Origin of the sequence: Paraburkholderia sp. GAS206C (assembly GCF_050435645.1) — a bacterium.
GTDB classification, from domain to species: Bacteria; Pseudomonadota; Gammaproteobacteria; order Burkholderiales; family Burkholderiaceae; genus Paraburkholderia; species Paraburkholderia phenazinium_B.
In genome coordinates this window covers 507469-533240 of sequence record NZ_JBNDKR010000003.1, presented here as the reverse complement: position 1 = coordinate 533240, position 25772 = coordinate 507469, and the positions used below count along the sequence as shown (strand labels likewise).

The 25772-nt window shown below is 61.8% G+C and carries 23 protein-coding genes; 11 read left to right on the top strand and 12 right to left on the bottom strand.

All coding sequences use genetic code 11. The annotated features are described in order from the left end of the window. Positions 1 to 273: 273 nt before the first annotated feature. Positions 274 to 1458: an acetylornithine transaminase gene (locus tag P3T20_RS10760; protein WP_074263566.1), complete on the top strand. Its 1185-nt coding sequence runs from the start codon at positions 274 to 276 to the stop codon at positions 1456 to 1458. A gap of 16 nt (positions 1459 to 1474) precedes the next feature. Continuing rightward, positions 1475 to 1984 carry a GNAT family acetyltransferase gene (locus P3T20_RS10755; RefSeq protein WP_074263565.1) on the top strand — a complete coding sequence of 170 codons (510 nt, stop codon included), beginning with the start codon at positions 1475 to 1477 and terminating at the stop codon, positions 1982 to 1984. A gap of 159 nt (positions 1985 to 2143) precedes the next feature. Here the strand turns inward: P3T20_RS10755 and P3T20_RS10750 are convergent, their stop codons facing one another. The 7 genes from P3T20_RS10750 to P3T20_RS10720 form a co-directional block, all read right to left on the bottom strand. Further along, positions 2144 to 2860 carry an ABC transporter ATP-binding protein gene (locus tag P3T20_RS10750; RefSeq protein ID WP_074263564.1) on the bottom strand — a complete coding sequence of 239 codons (717 nt, stop codon included), beginning with the start codon at positions 2858 to 2860 and terminating at the stop codon, positions 2144 to 2146. Beyond that, positions 2860 to 3636, bottom strand: a complete 777-nt coding sequence (locus tag P3T20_RS10745; protein WP_074263563.1) for an ABC transporter ATP-binding protein — start codon at positions 3634 to 3636, stop codon at positions 2860 to 2862. Before P3T20_RS10745 ends, P3T20_RS10750 begins: the two co-directional genes overlap by 1 nt. A gap of 78 nt (positions 3637 to 3714) precedes the next feature. Then, positions 3715 to 4884, bottom strand: coding sequence for an ABC transporter permease subunit (locus P3T20_RS10740; RefSeq protein ID WP_074263562.1), 1170 nt, complete (start codon positions 4882 to 4884; stop codon positions 3715 to 3717). Between the two features lie 24 nt (positions 4885 to 4908). Beyond that, a complete protein-coding gene (locus P3T20_RS10735; RefSeq protein ID WP_074263561.1) occupies positions 4909 to 5859 on the bottom strand; it encodes a branched-chain amino acid ABC transporter permease in 951 nt (316 codons plus the stop codon). Between the two features lie 228 nt (positions 5860 to 6087). Next, complete coding sequence (locus tag P3T20_RS10730) at positions 6088 to 6804, bottom strand: ABC transporter substrate-binding protein (RefSeq protein WP_429286864.1); 717 nt, start codon at positions 6802 to 6804, stop codon at positions 6088 to 6090. A gap of 640 nt (positions 6805 to 7444) precedes the next feature. After that, positions 7445 to 8404, bottom strand: a complete 960-nt coding sequence (gene ispH, locus P3T20_RS10725; RefSeq protein ID WP_074263559.1) for a 4-hydroxy-3-methylbut-2-enyl diphosphate reductase — start codon at positions 8402 to 8404, stop codon at positions 7445 to 7447. A gap of 2 nt (positions 8405 to 8406) precedes the next feature. Beyond that, a complete protein-coding gene (locus tag P3T20_RS10720; protein WP_074263558.1) occupies positions 8407 to 8862 on the bottom strand; it encodes an FKBP-type peptidyl-prolyl cis-trans isomerase in 456 nt (151 codons plus the stop codon). Between the two features lie 190 nt (positions 8863 to 9052). Here P3T20_RS10720 and radC point away from each other — a divergent pair, with 190 nt between their 5' ends. From radC to nadB, 4 genes are all read left to right on the top strand, one after another. Next, positions 9053 to 9856, top strand: coding sequence for a RadC family protein (gene radC / locus P3T20_RS10715; RefSeq protein WP_429286863.1), 804 nt, complete (start codon positions 9053 to 9055; stop codon positions 9854 to 9856). 264 nt (positions 9857 to 10120) lie between these two features. After that, complete coding sequence (gene rpmB / locus P3T20_RS10710) at positions 10121 to 10354, top strand: 50S ribosomal protein L28 (protein WP_007180631.1); 234 nt, start codon at positions 10121 to 10123, stop codon at positions 10352 to 10354. 10 nt (positions 10355 to 10364) lie between these two features. Then, entirely contained in the window at positions 10365 to 10532 is a 168-nt protein-coding gene (gene rpmG, locus P3T20_RS10705; protein WP_074263557.1) for a 50S ribosomal protein L33, read from the top strand. 306 nt (positions 10533 to 10838) lie between these two features. After that, entirely contained in the window at positions 10839 to 12437 is a 1599-nt protein-coding gene (nadB, locus tag P3T20_RS10700) for an L-aspartate oxidase (protein ID WP_074263556.1), read from the top strand. 234 nt (positions 12438 to 12671) lie between these two features. On the opposite strand, the gene nadA is transcribed toward nadB, so the two are convergent. From nadA to purN, 5 genes are all read right to left on the bottom strand, one after another. After that, the gene (gene nadA, locus P3T20_RS10695) at positions 12672 to 13811 is read right to left on the bottom strand and encodes a quinolinate synthase NadA (RefSeq protein ID WP_074265942.1); all 1140 of its coding nucleotides are present in this window, start codon (positions 13809 to 13811) and stop codon (positions 12672 to 12674) included. Positions 13812 to 14007: 196 nt separating this feature from the next. Continuing rightward, complete coding sequence (locus P3T20_RS10690) at positions 14008 to 15204, bottom strand: DesA family fatty acid desaturase (RefSeq protein ID WP_074263555.1); 1197 nt, start codon at positions 15202 to 15204, stop codon at positions 14008 to 14010. 263 nt (positions 15205 to 15467) lie between these two features. Beyond that, on the bottom strand, positions 15468 to 16820 hold the full coding sequence (locus P3T20_RS10685) for a mechanosensitive ion channel family protein (protein WP_074263554.1): 1353 nt from the start codon (positions 16818 to 16820) through the stop codon (positions 15468 to 15470). Positions 16821 to 16908: 88 nt separating this feature from the next. Next, positions 16909 to 18168, bottom strand: coding sequence for an RsmB/NOP family class I SAM-dependent RNA methyltransferase (locus P3T20_RS10680; protein ID WP_074263553.1), 1260 nt, complete (start codon positions 18166 to 18168; stop codon positions 16909 to 16911). After that, positions 18165 to 18830 carry a phosphoribosylglycinamide formyltransferase gene (gene purN, locus P3T20_RS10675; RefSeq protein ID WP_074263552.1) on the bottom strand — a complete coding sequence of 222 codons (666 nt, stop codon included), beginning with the start codon at positions 18828 to 18830 and terminating at the stop codon, positions 18165 to 18167. Before purN ends, P3T20_RS10680 begins: the two co-directional genes overlap by 4 nt. 111 nt (positions 18831 to 18941) lie before the next feature. On the opposite strand from purN, the gene P3T20_RS10670 reads away from it, so the two are divergent. The 5 genes from P3T20_RS10670 to P3T20_RS10650 all read left to right on the top strand — a co-directional run bounded on the left by P3T20_RS10670 (position 18942) and on the right by P3T20_RS10650 (position 25749). After that, positions 18942 to 19937, top strand: a complete 996-nt coding sequence (locus tag P3T20_RS10670) for a bifunctional riboflavin kinase/FAD synthetase (protein ID WP_074263551.1) — start codon at positions 18942 to 18944, stop codon at positions 19935 to 19937. 175 nt (positions 19938 to 20112) lie between these two features. Then, the gene (ileS, locus tag P3T20_RS10665; protein ID WP_074263550.1) at positions 20113 to 22950 is read left to right on the top strand and encodes an isoleucine--tRNA ligase; all 2838 of its coding nucleotides are present in this window, start codon (positions 20113 to 20115) and stop codon (positions 22948 to 22950) included. Continuing rightward, the gene (gene lspA, locus P3T20_RS10660) at positions 22950 to 23453 is read left to right on the top strand and encodes a signal peptidase II (protein ID WP_074263549.1); all 504 of its coding nucleotides are present in this window, start codon (positions 22950 to 22952) and stop codon (positions 23451 to 23453) included. Before ileS ends, lspA begins: the two co-directional genes overlap by 1 nt. 28 nt (positions 23454 to 23481) lie before the next feature. Continuing rightward, positions 23482 to 24696, top strand: coding sequence for a bifunctional phosphopantothenoylcysteine decarboxylase/phosphopantothenate--cysteine ligase CoaBC (gene coaBC, locus P3T20_RS10655; RefSeq protein ID WP_074263548.1), 1215 nt, complete (start codon positions 23482 to 23484; stop codon positions 24694 to 24696). 51 nt (positions 24697 to 24747) lie between these two features. Then, positions 24748 to 25749, top strand: coding sequence for an LLM class flavin-dependent oxidoreductase (locus P3T20_RS10650; RefSeq protein ID WP_429286862.1), 1002 nt, complete (start codon positions 24748 to 24750; stop codon positions 25747 to 25749). Positions 25750 to 25772 lie beyond the last annotated feature (23 nt).

The following is a 25772-nucleotide window of genomic DNA, read 5'->3' as shown; positions in this document are numbered from 1 at the left end:
TGTGGCGGGACAAAAAAATCCGCCACAGACGAAATTCATGGTTTACACCGGCGCTCGCGTTGTCGTATTCTTTCGCGCATGAACCGCATCCAGTCCGAACTCCGACGTCGCCGCTCGCTGCTCCCTTAGGGACGCCGCCGGCTTTGTCACGGATTCGCGCCAGACAGGCGCATGTAGTTCGAATCATGAAAGCCACGGCATGCCGTGGCTTTTTGTTTTCTTCGTCCCCTTTTTACTGTTCCTTCACCCCTGCAACGCCCGGAGCCTGCCGCCATGAATTTCAATGAGTATCCCGTCGAGTCGCTGATGTACATCACCAACCGGCCCGAGATCGTTTTCACGCACGGCAAGGGCTCGTGGATCTACGACAACACCGGCAAGCGATACCTCGATTTCATCCAGGGCTGGGCCGTCAACAGCCTCGGGCATTGCAATGAAGGCATGATCGAAGCGCTCAACAAGCAGGCGCAATTGCTGATCAACCCGTCGCCGGCGTTCTATAACGGCCCGATGGCCCAGCTCGCGCAACTGCTCACCGAGCATAGCTGCTTCGACAAGGTGTTCTTCACGAACAGCGGTGCGGAAGCGAATGAAGGCGCGATCAAGCTCGCCCGCAAGTGGGGCAAGAAACACAAGGACGGTGCCTTCGAGATCATCACGTTCGACCACAGCTTCCACGGCCGTACGCTCGCCACCATGTCGGCAAGCGGCAAGCCGGGCTGGGACACGATCTACGCGCCGCAGGTGCCGGGTTTCCCGAAGGCGGATCTGAACGATATCGCGTCGGTGGAGAAGCTCATCAACGGCAAGACCGTGGCGGTCATGCTCGAGCCGATTCAGGGCGAAGGCGGCGTGATTCCCGCGACGCGCGAATTCATGCAGCAACTGCGCGCGCTGACGCGGAAGCACAACCTCCTGCTGATCGTCGACGAAGTGCAAAGCGGCTGCGGCCGTGCCGGCACGCTGTTCGCGTATGAACTGTCGGGCATCGAGCCCGACATCATGACGCTCGGCAAGGGGATTGGCGGCGGCGTGCCGCTCGCGGCGCTGCTTTGTACGGCGGCGGTCGAAGTGTTCGAAGCGGGCGACCAGGGCGGTACCTACAACGGCAATCCGCTGATGACGGCGGTCGGCTACTCGGTGATCTCGCAACTGACGGCGCCGGGCTTCCTAGAAGGCGTGCGGGCACGCGGCGAATATCTGCGCGCCAAGCTGCTTGAACTGTCGGAAGAGCGCGGCTTTGAAGGCGAACGCGGTGAAGGGCTGCTGCGCGCGCTGCTGTTAGGCAAGGACATCGGCAACCAGATCGTCGAGAAGGCGCGCAACCTGCAGCCGGACGGCCTGCTGCTGAACGCAGCGCGTCCGAATCTGCTGCGCTTCATGCCGGCCCTGAACGTGACCAACGAAGAAATCGACCAGATGATGGCAATGCTGCGGTCGATTCTCGACACCCTCTAATTCGCCCGGAGCACATATGACGGTAACGACGACCACACCGCTCGCGATCCGCTGCTTCGAAGCCGGCGATACCGATGTCGTGGTCGCGTTGTGGCAAGAAGCGTTTCCCGAGTACCGGGACGTGACGAGGCCGCAGCGCAACCCGCATCTGTCGATCGCCAACAAGATGACGACGCAGCCGGAGCTGTTCTTTGTCGCCGAGATCGACGCACGTGTGGTCGGCACGGTGATGGCGGGCTATGACGGCCATCGCGGCTGGATGTATTCGCTCGCGGTGGATACGGCGTATCGGCGGCATGGCATCGGCAAGCGGCTGGTCGCGCATGCGGAGGCGGCGCTAACCGCGCGTGGCTGTCCGAAGGTGAATCTGCAGGTGCTCTCGGCGAAGCAAGAGATCCGCGAGTTTTATGAGGCGCTTGGGTATCGGGCGGATGCTGTGATCAGTATGGGCAAACGGTTGGGTGAATTCGCTGACGCCGCCGCGCCTGTGTTGCCAGCAGAGACAACGTCACCATCCGCTGCTTAGTGCTGGCTGGATAACCGCCCGGGTCACACTCGTCACCTCGTGCACCCGCCCGGCGAGGCGCGTCGGAAATAACAAAGGCCGCATGCATCAAACGATGCATGCGGCCTTTTTCTTGCGCAGGTCAGAGTGGCTATTTCATCCACTCTTTCCGTTCAGCGTTTATTCACCGAGGTAAGCAGCCCGCACCTTCGGATCGTCGAGCATCTGCTTTGCGTCACCGGACATCGTCACCAGCCCCGAGTCCATCACGTAGCCGCGATTCGCCGCCTGCAGCGCAAGGCGAGCGTTCTGCTCGACCAGCAGCACGGTCATGCCTTCAGCCGAAATCGCCCGCACCACTTCGAAGATCTTCTCGACCATGATCGGCGAGAGACCCATCGACGGCTCGTCGAGCAACAACAGCTTAGGCTTGCTGATGATCGCGCGCGCCATGGCCAGCATCTGCTGCTCGCCGCCCGACAACGTGCCCGCGTACTGCGTGGCACGTTCCTTCAGACGCGGGAAGAAGCCGAACATGCGGTCCACGTCTGCCTTGATGGCGTCCGTGTCGTTACGCAGATACGCACCCATCTGCATGTTTTCGATAATCGACATGCGCGCGAAGATGCCGCGGCCTTCCGGCACCATCGCCAGACCGCGCTTCAGCAGTTCATGCGCGGGCAGGCCCTTGATCGACTCGCCCATGTACTCGATATCGCCCGCACCGTACGCCTTCAGACCCGTGATCGCCTTCATCGTCGTGGTCTTGCCCGCACCGTTCGCGCCGATCAGCGTGACGAGCTCGCCCTGGGCAACTTCGAGGTCGATACCCTTGACTGCCTGAATGCCGCCGTAATTGACCTGCAGGCCCTTGATTTTCAACATTGCCGTAGCCATCAGTGGACCCCCGCACCCAGATAAGCCTCAATCACCTTCGGGTCCTTCTGCACGTCTTGCGGCAGACCCTGGGCAATCACCTTGCCGTAATCGAGCACTGTCATGTTGTTGCACAGGCCCATCACGAGCTTCACGTCGTGCTCGATCAGCAGGATCGTCTTGCCGTCCCCGCGGATCTTGTCGAGCAGCTTGGTGAGTTCGACCTTCTCCGTCGCGTTCATACCGGCGGCCGGCTCGTCGAGCGCGAGCAGCTTCGGATCGGTTGCCAGCGCGCGCGCAATCTCGAGACGGCGCTGGTGCCCGTACGACAGGTTGCGCGACGTGTAGTCCGCGTATTGCAGCACGCCGACATACTCCAGCAGTTCGAGCGCGCGTTCCTTGATCTCGCGCTCTTCCTTGCGTTCCGACGGCGTCTGGAACACTGCGCCAATCAGGCCGTGCTTCGTGCGCACGTGACGGCCCACCATCACGTTTTCCAGTGCAGTCATGCCGCCAAACAGACGAATGTTCTGGAACGTGCGGGCGATGCCAGCCTTCGCGACCTGGTACACCGCGGTCGGCGTGTAGCTTTCGCCGTCCAGGCGGAAGTCGCCCGAATCCGGCGTGTACAGCCCCGTGATCACGTTGAAGAACGTGGTCTTGCCAGCGCCGTTCGGACCGATCAGGCCGTAGATTTCGCCCGCCTTGATTTCAAGGCCAACGTCCGACAATGCCTGCAGGCCGCCGAAGCGCTTGTTCACGCCTTTGACGGACAGGCGGATGTTGTTGTCACTCATAGAATTCTCCGTTGTCGACCAGAGTTGGCGCTTTAGCGCTTACTCTGGTCCCATGCAGGGCAATCGCCCTGCGCAGCCTCAGGCGCGCACCGGCTTCTTGCTGTTGCGCTTCGCGATTTTCGCAATCTTGTCCTCGTGCTTCGGTGCGGGCCACAGGCCTTCCGAGCGGTACAGCATGATGAGAACCATCGCGAGACCGTACAGCAACTGACGGATCACTTCGGTATCCACAATTTCGTGGCCGAAGATGGCGTTTTGCAGCGGACCCATTGTCGAACGAAGGAATTCCGGGAACACGGCGAGCAGCACCGCACCGAGAATCACGCCCGGGATATGGCCCATGCCGCCCAGCACCACGCAGGCCAGCACCACGACCGATTCCCAGAAGGTGAACGATTCCGGCGACACGAAGCCCTGGAAGCCGCCGAACATCGCGCCCGACAGGCCGCCAAACGACGCGCCCATCGCAAACGCCAGCAGCTTCACGTTCCGGGTGTTGATGCCCATGGCCTTGGCGGCGATTTCGTCCTCGCGGATCGCGGCCCACGCACGGCCGATACGCGAGTGCTGCAGACGCGTACAGACCCAGATCACCAGCAGCGCACACAGCACGAACAGGTAGTAGTACATGTACACCGTCGTGAACTGGAAGCCGAGGAACGTGTGAGTCTGCGCGAGGCTAAAGCCGCCCACGCTCACCGGATCGATCCCCGTGATCCCCTGCGGACCGTTGGTGATGTTCACCGGACGGTCGAGGTTGTTCATGAAGATCCGCACGATTTCCCCGAAGCCCAACGTCACGATGGCGAGGTAATCGCCACGCAGACGCAGCGTCGGTGCACCGAGCAGCACGCCGAACATCGCGGCGAGCGCCATGGCGATCGGCACGATGATCCAGAACGGCGTATGCAGTCCATGCGGGAACATTGCGCCGATCCACGCGAATTGCGTGGAAAGGTGCGGCGAAGACAGCAGAGCCGTGGTGTAGGCGCCGATCGCGTAGAACGCGATGTAGCCCAGGTCCAGCAGACCGGCGAAGCCGACCACCACGTTAAGACCCAGCGCCAGCATCACGTAGAGCATGGCGAAGTCGAGCACCCGCACCCAGTAGTTGCCGCCGGCTGCACCGATAATCATCGGCGCAACGATGACCAGTACTGCGGTGATGATGCCGACCGTCAGTGTCTTCGTCTTGTTCTTCTCGGGGATGAGCGTCGTGGACGGCTCGATCGGTTGAATTGAGGTCATGTTATTTGCTCCTTATGGCCCAGGTCAGGCGCGATCTGCGACACGTTCGCCAAGCAGGCCCGACGGACGGAACACCAGCACGACGATCAGCACAATGAAGGCGAACACGTCCTGGTAGTTACTGCCGAACACGCCACCCGTGAGGTTGCCGATGTAGCCCGCACCCAGCTGCTCGATCAGGCCGAGCACAACGCCACCGACCATCGCACCGCCGAGATTGCCGATACCGCCAAGCACCGCCGCAGTAAAGGCCTTCAGACCGGGGATGAAGCCCATGTAGAAGTGAGCGTTGCCGTACTCGGAGGCGATCATGACGCCGGCCAGCGCAGCGAGTGCGGAGCCGATCATGAAGGTTGCCGAGATCACGAAGTTCGGGTTCACGCCCATCAGGCTCGCGACGTTCGGATTCTCGGCAATCGCGCGCATCGCACGGCCGAGCCTCGTCTTGTGCACGAGCAGCAGCAGCCCTCCCATCACCAGGAACGCGACCACGATGATGACGATTTCAGTCATCGAGATCACGGCGCCCGGATTGTTCGGTCCGGCCTGGATCACGTTGATCGGATCGGTAGGCAGCAGCTGCGGGAACGGCAGCGGATTGCGCGACCAGATCATCATGGCGAGCGTCTGCAGCAGGATCGACACGCCGATGGCGGTAATCAGCGGAGCCAGACGCGGCGCGCGGCGCAGCGGCCGGTAGGCCACCCGCTCGATCGTGTAGCCGACTACCGAGCACACGACAGCTGCGATGATCAACCCGATGATGAGCGTCGGCACATGGCCTAGCCCCGGAAAGTGGTTCTGCAGCACGCCTATGGCTGAAAGCGCAACCATCGCGCCCACCATCAACACATCGCCGTGCGCGAAGTTGATGATGCCCAGGATGCCGTAAACCATCGTATAGCCCAGTGCGATGATGGCGTAAACGCTGCCAAGCACCAGTCCGTTGAGGATCTGCTGGATGAAGATATCCATTTAATGCTCCTTAGCCCGTGCGACTGGATTCGTGTTCGTCATCATCGGTGGGCGGTGATGCTTCACACAAATCGCAACGGCACTGCGGGTACTGATGTAAAAGACCGGTAAGGGTTATCCGCCACCGGCTTGTCTTGCGACCGGAATACAGTCGCCGGCTCGCCGGAAACGGATGCAAAAACGACACCATGGGTGGGCCAGGGTGCCGTCAGGCTGTACGTCCCGTCATTACATCTCTACGGCGTCGAGGACCGCAGCTTCGCTGTCCTTGAAGTCGTAAAGCGTAATAGCGCCTTCTTTCAAATCACCCTTGTCGTCGAATGCGATGGGTCCGGTTACGCGGTCGTAACCGGGGGACGGCATCGCAGCCAGCACCTCGGGCGCATCGATTGAGTGGGCGCGCTTGATTGCTTCGACGTTCGCGTACAAAGCGTCATACGTGAACGGCGCGTCACTCTGCACCGGTGTGTCGGAACGGCCTTCATGCTTCTTCTCGAAGTCCGCTCCTTTGGCCATGTCCGAAGGCGCGAATGCCGCCTTCGGGCTAACCGGGTTTTGCACGGCAAATCTCGCCAGCTCCCCCACCTTGTCGGTCCACACACCGTCGCCGCCAAGGATTTTTGCCCTGATACCGAGCATGGCCGCCTGCTTCGTCAGCGGTCCGCCCGTCGCGTTCATACCGCCGGACCCGATCAGGTCCGGCTGAACGCACTTCATTCTGGTGAGAAAGGCCGGGAAATCCGCGACCTGGTCATTCGCTGCTTCCCCGGCAACGACTTTTGCGCCGCTCGCGCGAGCGGTCTTCGCGAACTCGCCCGCGAGCCATTTGCCAATGGCGGGCGCAGATGCGTCATTCATCTGCGCGATACGCTTCGCGGCCAGCTGCGGCCGGATCTTCCGGCCGTCGAGCGTCGACCCCTGCGTGGTGATGTCCTCAAGCAGCAATCGCGCCCCGTTTTCGTTGTGTTTGCCGAAACCGGCAATACGCGGTCAACTTCGCAACCTTGGCCGCGCAGGACGCGGCGTAAGCAAACTTGACTCGCATTAGGTAGGTCTCCAGCGCCTTGCTAAATTCAGTGTCCGACGGCCAGAGGCCTTGAGAACGCGCGCATTGTAACTCCAATTATGCGATGGGCAATATTGTTGAAACGGCAGGGTTTTCCTGCATTGCAACCTCATTTTGCGACTAATAATCAGTAAGGGGCGCAACCCGGTTGCGACATTTTTTCGTGCATCAGTTGCACCAAGCTAGACGCAGGCAGCATCAAGTGTTGCGGCAATCGCGGTCAAGCCCCGGTTTCACAGCGCTGAGCGATAAGTACGACTTTTTAATATCTCAGCCCCCATACGCACAATGCTAGTGCATCAAAATTATGAGATGTCGGATATCAATAGAAAAAGCGGGGACCGATCACGTCCAGACCAATAAAATAAAATCGCTGGGAGGCAAAAAATTTTCATTCTGCGCGTCGCAAACGGGTCTATTTATGTGATGTGACACTTATTTAAAAGACGCGGTTCGCAGACAGTGGAAATGAAAAAGCGCGCCATGGGCGCGCTTTTCTGATGAGACGGCAGGAATGGGTCAGGCAGGCAAACCGAGGCCGCGCGGTAGCGGAAACGCGATATTTTCCTCGATACCTTCGAGCGCACGCACGTTGCGCACACCCAGTTCGCGCAAACGGGCAATGACCGCCTGCGCCAACACTTCGGGCGCCGACGCGCCTGCGGTAACGCCAATGCGGCGCTTGCCGACGATCCAGGCCGGGTCGATCTGGTCGGGTGAATCGACCATATAGGAGGGAATGCCGCGCTTCTCGGCGACTTCACGCAGGCGATTCGAGTTGGAGCTGTTCGGACTACCCACCACGATCACCACGTCGCATTGTGGCGCCATGAACTTGACCGCGTCCTGGCGGTTCTGCGTGGCATAGCAGATGTCCTGCTTTTTCGGCTCGCGAATCTGCGGATATTTCGCCTTGAGCGCAGCGATGATCTCGGCGGCATCGTCAACCGACAAGGTGGTTTGGGTGACGAAGGCAATCCGCTCGGGATCTTCGAGCGAAAGTTTCTGCACGTCGCCGATATCCTCGACAAGATACATGCCCTCGCCCGTCTGCCCCATCGTGCCCTCAACCTCCGGATGCCCCTTGTGGCCGATCATCACAATGTCGAAGCCTTCCTGACGCATCTTCGCCACTTCGATGTGCACCTTGGTGACAAGCGGACAGGTCGCGTCATACACGCGCAGACCACGCGATTCGGCTTCGGCGCGAACCGTCTTGGAAACACCGTGCGCACTGAAAATGACGGTGTTGCCGGCCGGCACTTCCTCTAACTGCTCGATGAAGATCGCGCCCTTCTTGCGCAAATCCTCGACAACGTAAGCGTTGTGAACAATTTCGTGGCGCACGTAGATGGGCGAACCGTGCAGCTTGATCGCGCGTTCGACGATTTCGATTGCCCGATCGACACCCGCGCAGAACCCTCGCGGTTGCGCCAGCAGGATCTCGGCTTCAGTCACAGTCGTATCCGTGGTGCTCATGTTTACAGAATCCCGATGATTTTCACTTCGAACGCCAGCGCCTGGCCGGCGAGCGGGTGATTGAAATCGAACAGGGCGGACGTTTCGCCAACTTCCTTCAGCACGCCAGCGTAGCGTCCGCCACCCGGTGCGTTGAATTCGACGAGATCGCCCGGCGAAAAATCCTCACCGATCATGCTGTTTTCGCGCAGCGTGGCAAGCGAGACCCGCTGGATCAGTTCCGGATTGCGCGGACCGAAGGCCTGCCCGGCGGGTAGCTGAAAGGTCGAATGGTGGCCGACCTTCAATCCCAGCAAAATGTCTTCCAGCGGCGGCGCAAGTTGGCCTGCACCCAGCAGCAGCGTGGCTGGCTTTTCGGTAAAGGTGTTGATGACTTCAGCGCCATCGGCAAGCGAAAGCCGGTAATGGAGCGTGACGTGCGAACCGGGTTTCACTTCAGAGATGTCGATGATGCTCATGCGGTACTCGTTCAGTCGGGACGCGCTGCACGCGGGCGCCGGGGCGCCGCCTGTGCGGTTGGCAAACCGTAATGGTGCCGTGCGCAAAGGCTCTATTGTAAGCCACATATCAAGCGGCGGCTTGGGTGCATCGTAAGCACAAGCGCCATGGGCGAGGACTTTTCCCGCCCGCGAACAGGAGAACGATGAGATGAACTATTACGCTTGCGCCGAGGTGGCGGCTAGTCGTACCGCGGAGGTCGGCTTGCTGGCGCCGTTCAATGAGGATGTGGCCGCGCCTCGGCAGGACGCGCCTGACACGGGCCGGCCCAAGCCGTCCGCACCCAAACGCTCGCGCCGTAAGCGCGACATGCCGCGTGAGCGGCTGCTCGACTTCGGACCCGGCACCCTGGCCGACGCCGAACTGGTGGCGCTCGTGCTGGGCTCGGGACTGCCCGGTCACAATGTGTTCGGCATCGCTGACTCGCTGTTGAAACGCTTTGGTTCGCTGCGCGCAATGCTCGACGCCACACCGGCTGACTTCAAGGGACTGCCCGGCATCGGCCCCGCCAAGACGGCGCAACTACTCGCCATCCTCGAACTGGCGCGGCGTTCGCTCGTCGAAAAAATGCGCGAGAAACCGATCATCGACTCGCCTGAGGCGGTCGAGGACTATTTACGTCTGCTGATCGGCTCCAGGCCTCATGAGGTGTTCGTCTGCCTCTTTCTGGACGCCCGGCACCGCCTGATCGTCACCGAGGAAAGCTCGCGCGGCTCGCTCACGCGGATGGCGGTTTATCCACGCGAAATTGTCCGGCGCGCGCTGACCGCGAACGCGGCAAGCATGATCGTGGCGCATAATCACCCCTCTGGCGCGGTGAAGCCCAGCGCGAGCGACCGGCATCTCACGCAGGTGCTGCGTGACACCCTCGCGCTGATCGACGTCCATCTGGTCGATCACCTTGTAATCGGTACGCACGAAACCTTCTCGTTTGCGCGCGCCGGATGGTCGTGAATTCCGGATCCGTCAATGCCGGAATGCCAGTCGGATTGCCGTTGTTGCTGCACCTTGTCCTGCTAGCTGGATCGCAAATAAGGTTTGATTTATCGGCTTTTTTTCTGCTAGAATTCCGGTTTGCCTGTTTCCAACCCTGTTCCGAAGCCATCAAAGGCCTTTCGGGAGATAAGCGACTGAACGCAACTGAGCGATCATCGCGGCCCTTCCGGATAACTTTCGCGGCGTCCGAACTCAGAATTAGCGTATTAGGAGTGCTCTCATATGGCACGCGTATGCCAAGTAACTGGGAAAGCGCCGATGAGCGGCAACAACGTTTCCCACGCGAACAACAAAACCAAGCGCCGGTTCCTGCCGAACCTGCAAAACCGCCGCATCTGGGTGGAAAGCGAAAACCGTTGGGTGCGTCTGCGCGTTTCGAACGCCGGCCTGCGTCTGATCGACAAGAACGGCATTGACGCCGTGCTCGCAGACCTGCGCGCACGCGGTGAAGCCTAAGGAGTAAATCATGGCCAAAGGCGCACGCGACAAGATCAAGCTGGAATCGACCGCAGGTACGGGTCACTTCTACACCACGACGAAAAACAAGCGCAACATGCCGGAAAAGATGGAGATCAGCAAGTTTGATCCCGTCGTTCGCAAGCATGTGCCGTACAAGGAAACCAAGATCAAATAAGATCTTGCTTCCTGCTTGTTGACGAAGACGAAAGCCCTGCACTTGTGCGGGGCTTTTTGTTTTACGGCGCGCTAAATGATGAAGATTCCGGCGCGCGCCGTTCTGTGTACTTCCTGCGTTGCTGTTAGCTTTAACGGCCGCTCTTCCGTTCCGGCATGCGTGCATGTCACGCCTCCCATCTCCCCACTTGCGTCATTAGCCATCCGGCCAGCTTTCCCTCATGTCCTGCGACGCGTATCCTAGCTCGTTTATCGGTGAGCGGCGACACGAGCCGCAACGGCTGATCAAGTGACGGAGACGCAGGAAATGAATTTTGATGTGGCAATTGTCGGCAGTGGTCTGGCGGGTCTGAGCGTTGCACTAAATCTGGCGGAGACGCGGCGGGTTGCAGTGATTGCCAAGGTATCGATGACCGAAGGCGCCAGCGACTGGGCGCAAGGCGGCATCGCGGCAGTGCTGGATTCCGCGGACAGTATCGAGAACCACGTCAGCGACACGCTCATCGCCGGCGGCGGCCTGTGTGACGAAGGCGCTACGCGTTTCATCGTCGAGCATGGCCGCGAGGCGATCGAATGGCTGATCGCGCAAGGCGTGCCGTTCACCAAAGACGACGCGGCCGAGCTTGGCTTTCACCTCACGCGAGAAGGTGGCCATAGTCATCGCCGCATCATTCACGCAGCGGACGCGACCGGTCATGCGGTCGTCGTCACGTTAAGCGAGCGCGTGCGTCGCCATCCGAATATCACGTTGCTCGAAAACCACTATGCGATCGACCTGATCACGTCGGACCGCCTCGGCCTGCCAGGGCGTCGCTGCCACGGCCTATATGCGCTCGATCTCGAAAGCGGCCGCACCGTCACCATCGAAGCGCCGCATACGGTGCTAGCTACAGGTGGCGCAGGCAAGGTCTATCTGTACACGACAAACCCGGACACCGCCACAGGCGATGGCATCGCCATGGCGTGGCGCGCCGGCTGCCGTGTGTCGAACATGGAGTTCATCCAGTTTCACCCGACCTGTCTGTTCCATCCCTATGCCAAGTCCTTCCTGATCTCGGAAGCGGTGCGTGGCGAAGGCGGCATTCTGAAGCTGCCGGACGGCACCCGCTTCATGCCCCAACACGATGAACGCGCGGAACTGGCACCGCGCGATATCGTCGCCCGTGCGATTGACTTTGAGATCAAGAAGCGCGGCATCGACTGCGTGTACCTCGATATCAGTCACCAACCTGCGGCGTTCCTGCAAGAACACTTTCCCACCATCCTCGCGCGTTGTCGCGAGTTTGGGATCGACATCACGAAAGAGCCGATTCCGGTCGTCCCGGCGGCTCATTACACTTGTGGCGGCGTCGTCACGGACCTCGCTGGCCGAACCGATCTCGCTGGCCTCTATGCGGTCGGCGAGACGTCCTGCACCGGTCTGCATGGCGCCAACCGCCTGGCCAGCAACTCGCTGCTCGAATGCCTGGTGATAGGCCGTTCGGCGGCTGCCGCCATCGAGGGCGAGGGCTTCGGCGGCGCAGTCCACGCGTCACTGCCCGACTGGGACGAAAGCCGCGTGTCCGATCCGGACGAGGAGGTGGTCGTCGCGCACAACTGGGACGAACTGCGCCGCCTGATGTGGAACTACGTGGGCATCGTCCGAACCGACAAGCGGCTCGCGCGCGCCAAGCATCGCCTGGCGCTGCTTCGCGATGAGATCCACGAGTACTACGCGCACTTCAAGGTGAGCCGCGATCTGCTTGAGCTGCGCAATCTGGTCGACGTTGCGTCCTTGATCGTCGAGAGCGCACGTTCACGACGCGAAAGCCGCGGACTGCACTTCAGCCGCGACTGGCCCGCTGCGCTGCCGAAAGCGTTGCCCACGGTTCTGTCGCCGGAGAACGTGCGCAATCGCAACGTGTGACGCGCGCGATTCTTCAGAACGCAACTTGTCGAAGAGATCAAGCTCGAGCAAAAGTAAAAAGGCCATCGCTGGAAGGCGATGGCCTTTTTGTTGCGGCGGCGCTGATGTGTACCGCTCCCTGAAATTGATGCTGAAGACTCAGACAATCACTTCAGGCAACGCTCGCGCTTCAGCAAAAAGCGGCGAGACGGCATCAACCAGATTTGCGCACCTGATGCTGCCCGGCCGCCCTCGTCAAGCAGGCCCCACGTTCAAAAACAACGCCGCGTCCTTCGCCAGGTCGCCGCTCGTCTGCACGCGCTTCTTGTGGCGCGCAGCAAAATCGAGCATGCGGTCGATCGGCAGCCGCGCCCGTTCGCCCACCGCGCGATCGACGAAGATCTCGTTGTGACCGCGTTCCAGCACGTCAGCCAGATTCGCCAGTCCGTTCATCGCCATCCACGGGCAATGCGCGCAACTCTTGCAAGTAGCGCTGTTGCCGGCGGTAGGTGCCTCAATGAAGGTCTTGCCAGGCGCGGCCAGGCGCATCTTGTACAGAATGCCGAGGTCCGTCGCGACGATAAAGTGCTTCGCATCGAGCCGTTGCGCGGCGTCGATCAATTGCGTCGTCGAACCTACGACATCCGCCTGAGCCACCACGCTTTCCGGTGACTCGGGGTGCACGAGCACCTTCGCATCGGGATATTGCTCGCGCAACAGATCGAGTTCGATACCTTTGAATTCGTCATGCACGAGGCACGAGCCCTGCCAGAGCAGCATGTCCGCGCCGGTTTTCTTCTGGATGTAACCGCCGAGGTGCCGGTCCGGTGCCCAGATGATCTTTTCGCCGCGTGCATGCAGGTCGGCAACGATCTCCAGTCCGATCGACGACGTCACCATCCAGTCCGCCCGTGCTTTCACGGCCGCACTGGTGTTCGCATAGACCACCACAGTGCGATCCGGATGCGCATCGCAGAAAGCAGAAAACTCGTCGACAGGGCAGCCGAGATCGAGCGAGCAGGTCGCATCGAGATCTGGCATCAACACCCGCTTGTCGGGACTGAGAATCTTCGACGTCTCGCCCATGAAGCGCACACCGGCGACGACCAGCGTCTGTGCGTCATGATCGCGGCCGAAGCGTGCCATCTCGAGTGAGTCCGCAACGCACCCGCCCGTTTCATCGGCGAGCTCCTGCAGCTCTGCGTCGACATAGTAGTGCGCGACGAGCACCGCCTTCTCGCGCACAAGCAACTCGCGAATACGCGCCTTCAGCGCGAGCTTTTCTTCCGCGGACGGTGCGTCCGGCACCTTCGCCCACGCCTGTCCGATGCCGCATGTCAGGCCCTGCGCTTGCGGCCGGTCGTATTCGACGCTCCTGATCGCCTGCTGATTCATAATCCCCTCTGCCCTGCTGATTTGCCGCTCATCGCCGTGCGTGATCCACATCGTGCACAGCACGCACATGCCACACGCGATGGACATGCCGCGTGTCACGTTCGACGTTTTTGGCGGCCCAAAAAAGCAAAACCCCGCCAGCGCGGGGTTTTGTGACGTGACTAAATTTTAATTGATTTCGTGCGTACGTTCTTGCTCACGCATAGCGACGCAGGCGCATCGCAAACTCCTGTAGAGCCTTGATACCGCTTTGTTCCGCGCGGTGACACCAATCCTGCAACTGCACCAGCAACTGTTCGCGCGAAGCGTTCGAGCGCTCCCACATGGCCGCCAGTTCATTACGCAACTCGATGTAGGTACGCAGCTTCTGGCTGTTCGCGAAGATCTGCGGCAGTTGACGCTTCTGCGGTTCGTCGAGGCCAGCCTCTTCCTTGTGGAACCAGCTGCGTGCGCCGCGCATCACCTGATACTTTTCGCGAGCGCCCACTTCCTTCAGGTGCGCCAGTTCCTGGCGATAGGCGCGCTTGAGCGCCTTACCGTAGCGAGCCATCACTTCATAGCGGTTGGCCAGCACAGCTTGCAACGTGTCCTGGTCGAGCACCAGCTTGCCGGTGGTCAGACGCGGCGTAGGCGCAATCTTCTTCACCTTGGCGAGGCGGAACGCCGACATGATGCGGATATACATCCAGCCGATATCGAACTCGTACCACTTGTTCGACAGCTTGGCCGACGTCGCATACGTGTGGTGGTTGTTATGCAGTTCTTCGCCGCCGATCAGGATGCCCCACGGGAAGATGTTGGTGCTCGCATCCGACGAGTTGAAGTTGCGATAGCCCCAGAAGTGAGCAAGGCCATTGACCACACCCGCTGCCCAGAACGGAATCCAGATCATCTGCACAGCCCACACCGTCAGACCGACGAGGCCGAACAGCGCAACGTTGAGCACCATCATCAGGCTCACGCCGAGAATCGGGTACTTCGTGTAGACGTTGCGTTCCATCCAGTCGTTCGGCGTGCCGTGGCTGAACTTGCGCATCGTTTCTTCGTTCTTCGCTTCGACGCGGTAGAGTTCAGCGCCTTCCAGCAACACCTTCCAGATGCCGCGCGTTTGCGGGCTGTGCGGATCTTCTTCGGTCTCGCACTTGGCGTGATGCTTACGATGGATCGCGGCCCATTGGCCGGTCAGCATGCCCGTGCTCATCCACAGCCAGAAGCGGAAAAAATGACTGACGGCGGGATGCAGGTCGAGGGCGCGGTGCGCCTGGCAGCGGTGCAGATACACGGTCACGCCGATGATCGTGATGTGCGTCGCCACGAGCGTGTACACCACGAGTTGCCACCACGAGAAACGCAACAGACCGTGGGCAAGGAAATCAAGCAAGGAATTCAACAAGGCAATTTACCTGTGGAACGAGAGTTACAGGACACCAGGAAGACAACGCGAACAACGTAACCAGAAGAGGGCAATCAAAGGCCAACCAAAGGGTAACCAAAAACGCGACGTCAAGAAAGTGAAAGCATACAAACAGCTTGGACGTCATTCTACGCGAACCGTTCCAAGTGTTTGTAACAATTGGGGATTTTTTGCAACCCAACAACCAGGGCAAACACGCTGATGTGTCTTTTTGGCACCCTTCTCGGGGTCCCGCCGCCCCGTCAGGCGGCGCTGCCCGGCTCGTTGGCGGCATCTCCGGTCATAGTTACCGGTCGCGACAGTATGTCGCCCGAGCCGACGATCCGCACTTCGCGCTGAGAGAGCGGGATCGAAACGCCGTTTTCGCTAAAAAGCCGCCAGAGATTGCGATTGACCGCCGAGCGCACGCCAGCGGTGCCGAGTGCCGCATCCTCGATCCAGAAGCCCAGTTCGAGGTTGATGCCATCCGGCCCGAAGCCCGCCAGATAAGGCGTCGGGGCCGGATCCCGCAGCACGCGCTCCACCCCGTCGGTGGCCTGCACGAGCAACTGCATCGCCTGCTCGACGTCCGACGTATAAGCCACTGTCACTGCGATCTTCGAGTAGCCGCGCGTCAGATAAGACGACTGGTTCTGTACGACATCGGTAATCAGCTTTTCGTTCGGAATCAGCGTTTCGATACCGTCGAGGCCGCGCACCACCGTGTAGCGGGTGCGGATCTGCGTGACCATGCCCTGCAGGCCGCCGGTGTTGATCGTGTCGCCGATCCGCAGCGAACGGTCGATCAGGATGATGAAGCCCGACACGTAATTGCTGGCGATCTTCTGCAAACCGAAGCCGAGTCCGACACCCAGTGCACCGCCGAACACGCCTAGCACCGTGATATCGATGCCCACCAGCGAGAGGCTGATCAACACCGCCGCCAGCACGAACAACGCTCGCCCCACGCGGGCCGCCGCGACTTTCAGATTCGCATCGAGCGTGTTCGAGCGCATCAAGCGCTCTTCGAACGCGGCGCCGAGCCACATCGCGACGATCATCGTCACGCAGACCCACAGCAGCCCCGTCGACAGCGACAGCAGCGTCATGTGGGCATTGGCGACGCGAAAGTGCACGCTCGCCATCCAGTCGAGGACGTCGTCCTGAATGCCCATTACGGTGAGCACCATGCCGATCCACACAATCAGCGAGACGACTTTCTCGATCAGGAAGAGCCACTTATGGGCTTCGCCATGGCTTGCGAACACCCGACGGGCGAGGAAGAACAGGACATAGATCAGGCCGATGCCGAACAGCGGCACCAACGCGAGATCGAGCAGCGCGGTATGCATGAACGGGGCTGCAACCGCCTGCGCGATCCAGACCAGCGCAGCGCCGATCAACGGAAAAAATGCGCGGTTCAGGCTTTCCGCACCGAAGCGCAGTGCCTGATAGCGCGTCTGGCGACGCAAATCGAGGGTCCGGCGCAGCAGCCAGGCGAGCCCCCATGCAAGCGCGAGCGTGCCGAGTAGCACGCCCACCTGCCAGAGCATCACCGGCTGGCCGAAGTCATGGGCGACGTCGCCGAACAGGTGAAAGAAGATCCGGTTGTGCATGGTGTCGTGGGAGCGCCCGTCGCGGCATGCCTGCGGTTTGCGGTTAAGACAAAACGCAGGCAGCGCGCCAGCGACGCCTCAGGCGCCCTTAAGCGCGCCGCTCCAGCACCGCGGCGAAGAAGCCGTCGGTGGCGTGGCGGTGCGGCCATAGCGACAGGTAGTCGCCCATTTCAATCTCGACACGCTGTTCGGCGAGCACCTCACGCGCCGGCACCAGGGCAAAGCCCGGATGATTGGCGAGGAACTGCGTGACGATCGACTCGTTCTCCGCCTCTAGAATGCTGCAGGTCGCGTAGACCAGACGCCCGCCCACCTTCACCAGACGCGCCGCGCTCGTCAGGATGGACAACTGCTTGGGCGCGAGTTCCGCCACCGATTCCGGTGACTGACGCCACTTCAGGTCCGGATTGCGCCGCAGCGTGCCGAGCCCGCTGCACGGCGCGTCCACCAGCACACGGTCGATCTTGCCCGCCAGACGCTTGATTTTCGCGTCATGCTCGCTGTCGATCAGTACCGGATTGACGTTCGACAGCCCGCTGCGGGCGAGGCGCGGCTTGAGCTTGGCGAGACGCCGCTCGGAGATATCGAAGGCGTACAGACGGCCGGTGGAGCGCATCATCGCGCCCAACGCGAGGGTCTTGCCGCCCGCGCCGGCGCAGAAGTCGACGATCATTTCGCCGCGCTTCGGCGCAACCAGCGTGCACAGCAACTGGCTGCCCTCGTCCTGCACTTCGACCCAGCCGTGCTGGAACGCATCGAGCTTGGTGAGCGGTGGCTTGCCGACCACCCGCACGCCGAACGGTGCGAACGGCGTGGAGCCCGCCTCGATACCGGCTTTGGACAACGCGTCCAGCACCTGGTCGCGAGTCGCCTTGATCGGATTGGCGCGCAGATCCAACGGCGCCGGATAGTTCAGCGCGGCGGCCAGTTGCGCCAGCTCTTCAGCTTCGAAACGCTTTGACAGCGCCTGATAGATCCAGTCGGGCAGATTCATGCGAATCCGCAACGGCAGGCTTTCCGGATCGATCTTCGCGACGTGTTCGAGCCAGTTGGACTCGGAGTCGGAAATGAATGGCTTCAACGCCGAGCGCCCCGCCGTCTGCATCAGGCCCAGCAAGGCCATCCGGCGCGCCGGGCTGCCGGCGCCGCTTTCGGCCAGGTGGGCGAACTCCATCCGGCGCCGCAGCACCGCAAACACCGCCTCTGCGATCACGCCACGCTCGCCGTGCCCAAGCTTCGGGTGGGCGCGAAAAAAGCGGCTGGTGGCTGCGTCTGCGGGGCCGGCCAGCTTCAGCACGTCCGCGAGCAGCGTTTCGGTTTGTCCAATCAGAAATCCATGTAGTCTCATACGCCCTCTCCGGCGATCTTGTTGCTATTGATGTCGGCAAAGAGCCATTGCGGCTCCGGCGGCGTGAGCGTGACGCGCAGTCCGTCGAGCGCGAGGCGCCCTTCGACGAACCAGCGCACCGCGCGTGGGTAAATGACGTGTTCGGTGGCCAGTACGCGCTCGGCGAGCGCCGCGGCGTCGTCGCCGTTCAGCACCGGCACCGCTGACTGGACCACGATCGGCCCATGATCGAGCTGCGACGTGACAAAATGGACAGACGCGCCGTGCAGCCGGACGCCGGCATCGAGCGCCTGCTGGTGTGTTTTCAGGCCGGCAAAGCTCGGCAGCAGCGACGGATGCACGTTCAGCATGCGCCCCGCGTAGCGGTCGACGAAGCCCGGGGTCAAGACACGCATGAAGCCGGCGAGCGCCACCAGGTCAGGTGCAAAAGCATCGATCTGACGCGCCAACGCCGCGTCGAACGACTCGCGATCGGGAAACTGGCGATGGTCGACCACCGCCGTGGCAATACCATGCGACGCGGCGAACGCAAGGCCCGCAGCGTCTGGACGGCTGGCAATCACGGCGGCGACTTGCGCCGGCCACTCTTCGCGCGAACAGGCGCGAACGATGGCTTCCATGTTGCTGCCCCGCCCGGAAATCAGGATGACAAGTTTTTTCATCCGCGGATTTTATCATTCGGGGGACGCCTGAACGGCGCTGCGCCGCCGTGGCTTGCTTTGAGCGTTTATAATCGTTTGTTTTGCAACTTAAAGTCGCCCCAACCCGCTATTGTGAGAGTCTTCCGCGGTCTTCCCAATGCCGAGAGCCGTGCGCCCTGCGCCCTGACCATCGGCAACTTCGACGGTGTCCACCGCGGCCATCAGGCTCTGCTCGCCCACGTCCGGGCGGCGGCCGATGCACGCGGCCTGCCCGTCTGCGTGATGACTTTCGAACCGCACCCGCGCGAATTCTTCAATCCCGCCGGCGCGCCTCCGCGTATCGCGATGCTGCGCGACAAGCTGGAAGCGTTGCGCACCAATGGCGTCGACCGGGTCGTGGTCGAGCATTTCAATCACACCTTCGCCAGCCAGTCGCCGGATACGTTCGTTGAGCGGATCATCGTCAACGGCCTGCATGCCCGCTGGGTGATGATCGGCGACGACTTCCGCTATGGCGCGAGGCGTGCGGGCGATTTCGACTCGCTCAAGGCCGCGGGCGCACAACACGGTTTTGAAGTCGAACAGATGGCTACCGTCGCGGATCCGTCCGGTGCACGTATCTCCAGTTCGGGGGTGCGCGCGTCGCTGATAGCGGGCGACCTGGACGCCGCACGCGCCGCGCTCGGGCGCGATTACCTGATCAGCGGCCACGTCGTGCACGGCATGAAGCTCGGCCGCGACCTGGGGTTTCCCACGCTGAATCTGGCCATCGCCCACAAGCGCCCGGCGCTGGCCGGCATTTTCGTGGTGCGCGTGCATGGCATCGAAGCGGAGCCGCTACCCGGCGTCGCGAGTCTCGGCTTGCGCCCGACCGTCGACGACTCCGGCCGCGTGCTGCTCGAAGTTCACCTGCTCGACTGGCACGGCGATGCATATGGCAAACTCGTGCGCGTCGAATTCCTGAAGAAACTGCGTGACGAGGAAAAGTACGTCGACCTCGAAACGCTGACCGCCGCCATTGCACGCGACGTCGCCAATGCGCGTGCGTGGTTTGCTGCGGTTGGCACCGGCACGCCGGGCAGCCGCTCGACCGGCTTCGCCACTTCAGCCACAGACCGAATTAGATAGCCGCCGCGGTACGTGCCGGCGCGCCCAGCATCAAGCGCAGCACGTGCCCTAGCCGCGCGCATCGAAGGGCATCCGTGGATCACGCGACATGCCTGCCGGGCGCGTTCAACGCCCCGCGCATCGTGCGCAAATCGCGCCCTTAACGCGCATCAAACGAATTCACTGCGACCACACCATGAGCAACAAAAAAGCCGATTCGAAACCGCCGTCACGCTACCCGGTCAACCTGCTCGACACGCCGTTCCCGATGCGTGGCGACCTGCCCAAGCGCGAGCCGCAATGGGTCAAGGAATGGCAGGAACGCAAGGTCTACGAAACGATCCGCGCGGCCTCCAAGGGTCGCAAGAAGTTCATCCTGCACGACGGGCCGCCGTATGCCAACGGCGACATCCACCTCGGGCACGCGGTGAACAAGATCCTCAAGGACATGGTGGTCAAGTCGCGCAACCTGGCGGGCTTCGACGCGGCCTACGTGCCGGGCTGGGACTGCCACGGCATGCCGATCGAAATCCAGATCGAAAAGCAGTTCGGCAAGTCGCTGCCGGCCGCTGAAGTGATGCAGAAGGCGCGCGCCTACGCAAGCGAGCAGATCGAGAAGCAGAAGGTCGGCTTCCGCCGTCTGGGTGTGCTCGGCGATTGGGACAACCCGTACAAGACCATGAACTTCACGAACGAGGCCGGTGAAATCCGCGCGCTCGCGAAGATCATGGAAAAGGGCTATGTGTTCCGCGGCCTGAAGCCGGTGAACTGGTGTTTCGACTGCGGCTCGGCGCTGGCCGAGGCGGAAGTCGAATACCACGACAAGACCGATCCGACCATCGACGTGCTGTTCGCCTTCGCCGAACCGGAGAAGACCGCGCAGGCGTTCGGCCTCACGGCGTTGCCGCGCAGCGAAGGCGGTATCGTGATCTGGACCACGACACCGTGGACAATCCCCGCCAACCAGGCGCTGAACGTCCATCCGGAGATCGTCTATGCACTCGTGGATACGCCGCGTGGACTGCTGATCCTCGCTGAGGAGCGCGTCGAAGCGTGCCTGAAGCAATACGGCCTCGAAGGGCATGTTGTTGCGACCACCACGGGCGCCAAGCTCGCCAACCTGCGCTTCCATCATCCGCTCGCCTCGGCACATCCGAGCTACAAGCGCACCGCTCCGGTGTATCTCGGCGACTATGTGACAACGGAAACCGGTACCGGCATCGTCCACTCGTCGCCCGCCTACGGCGTGGAAGACTTCGTGTCGTGCAAGGCGCACGGCATGTCCGATTCGGACATCATCAGTCCGGTGATGGGCGACGGCCGTTATATCGAATCGCTCGCGCTGTTCGGCGGTCTGTCGATCTGGGCAGCCAATCCGAAAATCGTCGCGGCGCTCGAAGCGGCCGGCACGCTGCTGCGCACGGAAAAGTACACGCACAGCTACATGCATTGCTGGCGCCACAAGACGCCGATCATCTACCGCGCGACCTCGCAGTGGTTCGCCGGGATGGACGTGAAGCCGAACGACACCGACAAGACGCTGCGCGAAACCGCGCTCGAAGGCATCGAGAACACCGCGTTCTATCCGTCGTGGGGCAAGCAGCGTCTGTTCAGCATGATCGCCAACCGCCCGGACTGGACGCTGTCACGTCAGCGCCAGTGGGGGGTGCCGATGGCGTTCTTCGTGCACAAGGAAACCGGCGAGTTGCATCCGCGCACGCTGGAACTCCTCGAAGAAGTCGCGCAACGCGTCGAAAAGGCCGGCATCGAAGCGTGGCAATCGCTCGATCCGCGCGAGCTGATCGGCGACGACGCCAACCTGTACGAAAAAAACCGCGACACGCTCGACGTGTGGTTCGACTCCGGCACGACGCATTGGCACGTGCTGCGCGGCTCGCACAAGGACGAACTGCAATTCCCGGCCGACCTGTATCTGGAAGGCTCGGACCAGCATCGCGGCTGGTTCCATTCGTCGCTGCTGACGGCTTCCATGCTCGACGGCCGGCCGCCTTACAACGCTCTGCTGACACACGGTTTCACTGTCGACGGCGAAGGTCGCAAGATGAGCAAGTCGCTCGGCAACGGCATCGATCCGCACGAAGTGGCGAATCGCCTGGGCGCGGAAATCATCCGCCTGTGGATCGCTTCGACCGACTACTCGGGTGAACTGGCGATCTCGGAGGAAATCCTGAAGCGCGTGACGGAAGGCTATCGCCGCATCCGCAACACGCTGCGCTTCCTGCTTGCAAACCTGTCGGACTTCGACTTCGAGAAGAACGCGCGTCCGGTGGAAGACTGGCTCGAGATCGACCGCTATGCGGTCGCGCTGTCGGCCAATCTGCAGACGGACATTCTCGCGCACTACGAGAAGTACGAGTTCCACCCGGTTGTGGCGAAGCTGCAGACGTTCTGCTCGGAAGACCTCGGCGGCTTTTACCTCGACGTGCTGAAGGACCGTCTGTACACCATGGCGCCGGACTCCGTCGCGCGCCGCGCCGCTCAGACCGCGCTTTATCACATCGCTCACGGACTGCTGCGCATCATGGCGCCGTTCCTGTCGTTCACCGCAGAAGAAGCGTGGAAGGTGTTCCAGCCGAACAGCGAAACCATCTTCACGGAGACGTATCACGCTTATCCGGAAGTGGCGAATGCGCCGGCGCTGCTCGACAAATGGACGCTGTTGCGCGCGGTGCGCAGTGACGTGACCAAGGCGCTGGAAGAAGCGCGCGTTGCCAACCTGATCGGCTCATCGCTGCAGGCGGAAGTCGAAATCCGCGCGAGCGGTGCCCGTCACGACGCGCTGGCTAGCCTCGGCGCGGATCTGAAGTTCGTGCTGATCACGTCCGCCGCGACGGTTGTGAAGGTCGAAGACGAAGCAGCGGAAAGCGTCGAAGTGGTCGCATCGAAATATCTGAAGTGCGAACGCTGCTGGCACTATCGCGCAGACGTCGGCGAGAACGCCGAGCACCCGTCCCTATGCGGCCGGTGCTTCAGCAATCTGTTCGGAAGCGGCGAAACAAGGAGCGCGGCATAATGGCAACAAGAAGTCTGTCGAAACCCGCCGGCGGTTCGCTGGCACCGTGGCTTGGCGTGGCGTTGATCGTGATCCTGTTCGATCAGCTCACGAAGATTGCAGTCCAGAAGGTGTTTGCCTACGGTGTGCCGCATGCGGTGGCTCCGTTTTTCAACCTGATTCTGGTCTACAACCGCGGTGCCGCGTTCAGCTTCCTCGCCATGGCGGGCGGCTGGCAGCGCTGGGCTTTTACGGGCCTCGGCGTGGTCGCGGCGCTGGTGATCTGCTATCTGCTCAAGCGTCACGGCGCGCAAAGGCTCTTCTGCACGGCTTTGGCGCTGATCCTCGGCGGCGCGCTCGGCAATGTGATCGACCGGCTGGCGTACGGCCACGTGATCGACTTCCTCGATTTCCACGTGGGCACCTGGCACTGGCCGGCGTTCAACCTCGCCGACAGCGCGATCACGATCGGTGCGATCCTGCTCGTGCTCGACGAATTGCGGCGCGTACGCGTCTCGCGCTAACGCTGTTGCTTTGTCTCGGAGGCTTTCGTTGGCAACCGCAGAACTCGCAGGAAAACATCTCGTCCTCGGTATGAGCGGCGGGATTGCCTGCTACAAGATCGCCGAACTCACGCGCCTGCTGACCAAGGCAGGCGCGACCGTGCAGGTTGTCATGACCGAGGCGGCCACGCAGTTCATCACCCCCATCACGATGCAGGCGCTGTCAGGCCGTCCGGTCTACACGAGCCAGTGGGATGCGCGCGTGCCGAACAACATGGCGCATATCGATCTGTCGCGTGAAGCGGACGCCATCGTGATCGCCCCAGCTTCGACTGACTTTCTCGCCAGGCTGGCGCATGGCATGGCCGACGATCTGCTCTCCACGCTGTGCGTGGCGCGTGATTGCCCCTTGCTAGTTGTACCGGCGATGAACCGCCAGATGTGGCAGAACCCGGCCACGCAGCGCAACGTCGCGCAACTGCGCGCGGATGGCATCGAAGTGCTCGGCCCGGATTCAGGTCCGCAGGCTTGCGGCGAAGTCGGCGATGGCCGGATGCTCGAGGCCGCCGCGACCTACGAGGCGATCGCTTCGTTTTTCCAGCCAAAGATTCTCGCCGGCCGCCGTGTGCTGCTGACCGCCGGCCCGACCTTCGAACCGCTGGACCCGGTGCGCGGCATCACCAACCGCTCGAGCGGCAAAATGGGCTTCGCACTCGCGCGCGCGGCGCAGCAGGCCGGCGCCGACGTGCATCTGATCGCCGGACCGGTTGCACTGGAAACGCCGTGGGGCGTGATCCGCGAAGACGTGCAAACAGCGCAGCAAATGCACGACGCCGTGATGCGCGCGGTGCCCGATTACGACATCTTCATCGGCGTGGCCGCGGTCGCCGACTGGCGCGTCGATCATGTCAGCGAGCACAAGATCAAGAAGACGGCCGAACGTGCCATGCCCACGTTCACATTCGTCGAAAATCCGGACATTCTGGCTGCAGTAGCAAAGCTGCCGCATCCGCCGTTCTGTGTCGGTTTTGCAGCGGAGAGCGGCGACCTCGATGTACACGGGGAAGAAAAGCGCGTGCGCAAGAATGTGCCGCTTCTGATCGGCAATCTCGGCCCGCTGACCTTCGGTCTCGACGACAACGAAGTCGTCCTGTTCGAAGCCGGCGGCGCAACGAAATTGCCGCGCGCGGACAAGCAGGCGCTGGCGGGCGCACTGATCGCCGAAATCGCCAAACGCCTGCCCGATACGAGCCTGATCCGGTAACCATACGGTCCTTCTTGCCGGAACCCTGAGTCACCCTGGAGCAGCACTGTCATGACGCTACTTTCCGTGCTCGATCAAACGCCCGTGATCGACGGGCACTCGGTGGCGGACGCGATCGCCGCCACCATCGAACTCGCGCAGGTTGCCGACGACCTCGGCTACACACGCTACTGGTGCGCCGAGCACCACGGCCTGCGCGGCGTGTCGAACCCGTGCCCCGAAGTGATGCTCGCGCGCCTCGGCAGCGTGACGAAGCGCATTCGCCTCGGGTCGGGCGGTGTGATGCTGCCGTACTACAGCCCGTTCAAGGTCGCCGAGCAGTTCATGATGCTCGAAGCGCTATTCCCGAATCGCATCGATCTTGGCGTCGGCCGCGCACCGGGCGGCGACATGCGCACGGCGCAAGCCGTGGCGGCAGGTGCGTACAACCGCGGCGATATCTTTCCGCAACAGGTGGCCGATCTGGTCGGGCTGATGAACGGCACGCTGCCCGACGAGCACGTCGCGCAAGGCGTGCTGCTGCAGCCGCAGGTCGAGACACGACCGCAACTGTGGATGCTCGGATCAAGTGAGTTCGGCGGCCTGCTGGCGGCGCAACTCGGCATCCGCTTCGCGTTCGCGCATTTCATCAACGCGCACTTCGGCCACCAGGTCGCGCAAGCGTATCGCGAGCGCTTCAAGGCCGGCAACGAAGCAAAGCCATATTTGGCCGTCGCGGTGTTCGTCATCTGCGCGGATACGGACGAGGAAGCGGAGGCACTGGAAAAAGCCGTCGATCTGCGCCGTGTGCAGATGGCCTATGGCCTGAACGCTCCGATTCCGAACATCGAGCAAGGTCTCGCCCAGGAATACGGCGAACGCGAGCGACTGGTGATCGACCGCGAGAAGCCCCGCAGTATCATCGGCACACCTGAGCGTGTGACGGAACGCATGCTCGCGCTGCAGGAACAGTTCGAGGCCGACGAGCTGGTGGTATTGACCGTGGCGGGCAGTTATCGCGCGCGGCTGCGCTCGTACGAACTGCTTGCGGACGCTTTCGAGCTTGGCCGTTGAATCAAGCTGAACTGGATTGATTT

Excerpts from the sequence above, each read along its gene's own strand:
- P3T20_RS10650 (WP_429286862.1), top strand. The coding sequence starts at position 24,748 with ATGACGCTACTTTCCGTGCTCGATCAAACGCCCGTGATCGACGGGCAC.
- P3T20_RS10685 (WP_074263554.1), bottom strand. The coding sequence starts at position 16,820 with ATGCACAACCGGATCTTCTTTCACCTGTTCGGCGACGTCGCCCATGAC.
- rpmG (WP_074263557.1), top strand. The coding sequence starts at position 10,365 with ATGGCCAAAGGCGCACGCGACAAGATCAAGCTGGAATCGACCGCAGGT.
- P3T20_RS10735 (WP_074263561.1), bottom strand. The coding sequence starts at position 5,859 with ATGGATATCTTCATCCAGCAGATCCTCAACGGACTGGTGCTTGGCAGC.
- rpmB (WP_007180631.1), top strand. The coding sequence starts at position 10,121 with ATGGCACGCGTATGCCAAGTAACTGGGAAAGCGCCGATGAGCGGCAAC.
- nadA (WP_074265942.1), bottom strand. The coding sequence starts at position 13,811 with ATGAATCAGCAGGCGATCAGGAGCGTCGAATACGACCGGCCGCAAGCG.
- P3T20_RS10745 (WP_074263563.1), bottom strand. The coding sequence starts at position 3,636 with ATGAGTGACAACAACATCCGCCTGTCCGTCAAAGGCGTGAACAAGCGC.
- radC (WP_429286863.1), top strand. The coding sequence starts at position 9,053 with ATGAACTATTACGCTTGCGCCGAGGTGGCGGCTAGTCGTACCGCGGAG.
- ispH (WP_074263559.1), bottom strand. The coding sequence starts at position 8,404 with ATGAGCACCACGGATACGACTGTGACTGAAGCCGAGATCCTGCTGGCG.
- lspA (WP_074263549.1), top strand. The coding sequence starts at position 22,950 with ATGGCAACAAGAAGTCTGTCGAAACCCGCCGGCGGTTCGCTGGCACCG.
- ileS (WP_074263550.1), top strand. The coding sequence starts at position 20,113 with ATGAGCAACAAAAAAGCCGATTCGAAACCGCCGTCACGCTACCCGGTC.
- P3T20_RS10755 (WP_074263565.1), top strand. The coding sequence starts at position 1,475 with ATGACGGTAACGACGACCACACCGCTCGCGATCCGCTGCTTCGAAGCC.
- P3T20_RS10760 (WP_074263566.1), top strand. The coding sequence starts at position 274 with ATGAATTTCAATGAGTATCCCGTCGAGTCGCTGATGTACATCACCAAC.
- purN (WP_074263552.1), bottom strand. The coding sequence starts at position 18,830 with ATGAAAAAACTTGTCATCCTGATTTCCGGGCGGGGCAGCAACATGGAA.
- P3T20_RS10680 (WP_074263553.1), bottom strand. The coding sequence starts at position 18,168 with ATGAGACTACATGGATTTCTGATTGGACAAACCGAAACGCTGCTCGCG.
- P3T20_RS10720 (WP_074263558.1), bottom strand. The coding sequence starts at position 8,862 with ATGAGCATCATCGACATCTCTGAAGTGAAACCCGGTTCGCACGTCACG.
- nadB (WP_074263556.1), top strand. The coding sequence starts at position 10,839 with ATGAATTTTGATGTGGCAATTGTCGGCAGTGGTCTGGCGGGTCTGAGC.
- P3T20_RS10750 (WP_074263564.1), bottom strand. The coding sequence starts at position 2,860 with ATGGCTACGGCAATGTTGAAAATCAAGGGCCTGCAGGTCAATTACGGC.
- P3T20_RS10740 (WP_074263562.1), bottom strand. The coding sequence starts at position 4,884 with ATGACCTCAATTCAACCGATCGAGCCGTCCACGACGCTCATCCCCGAG.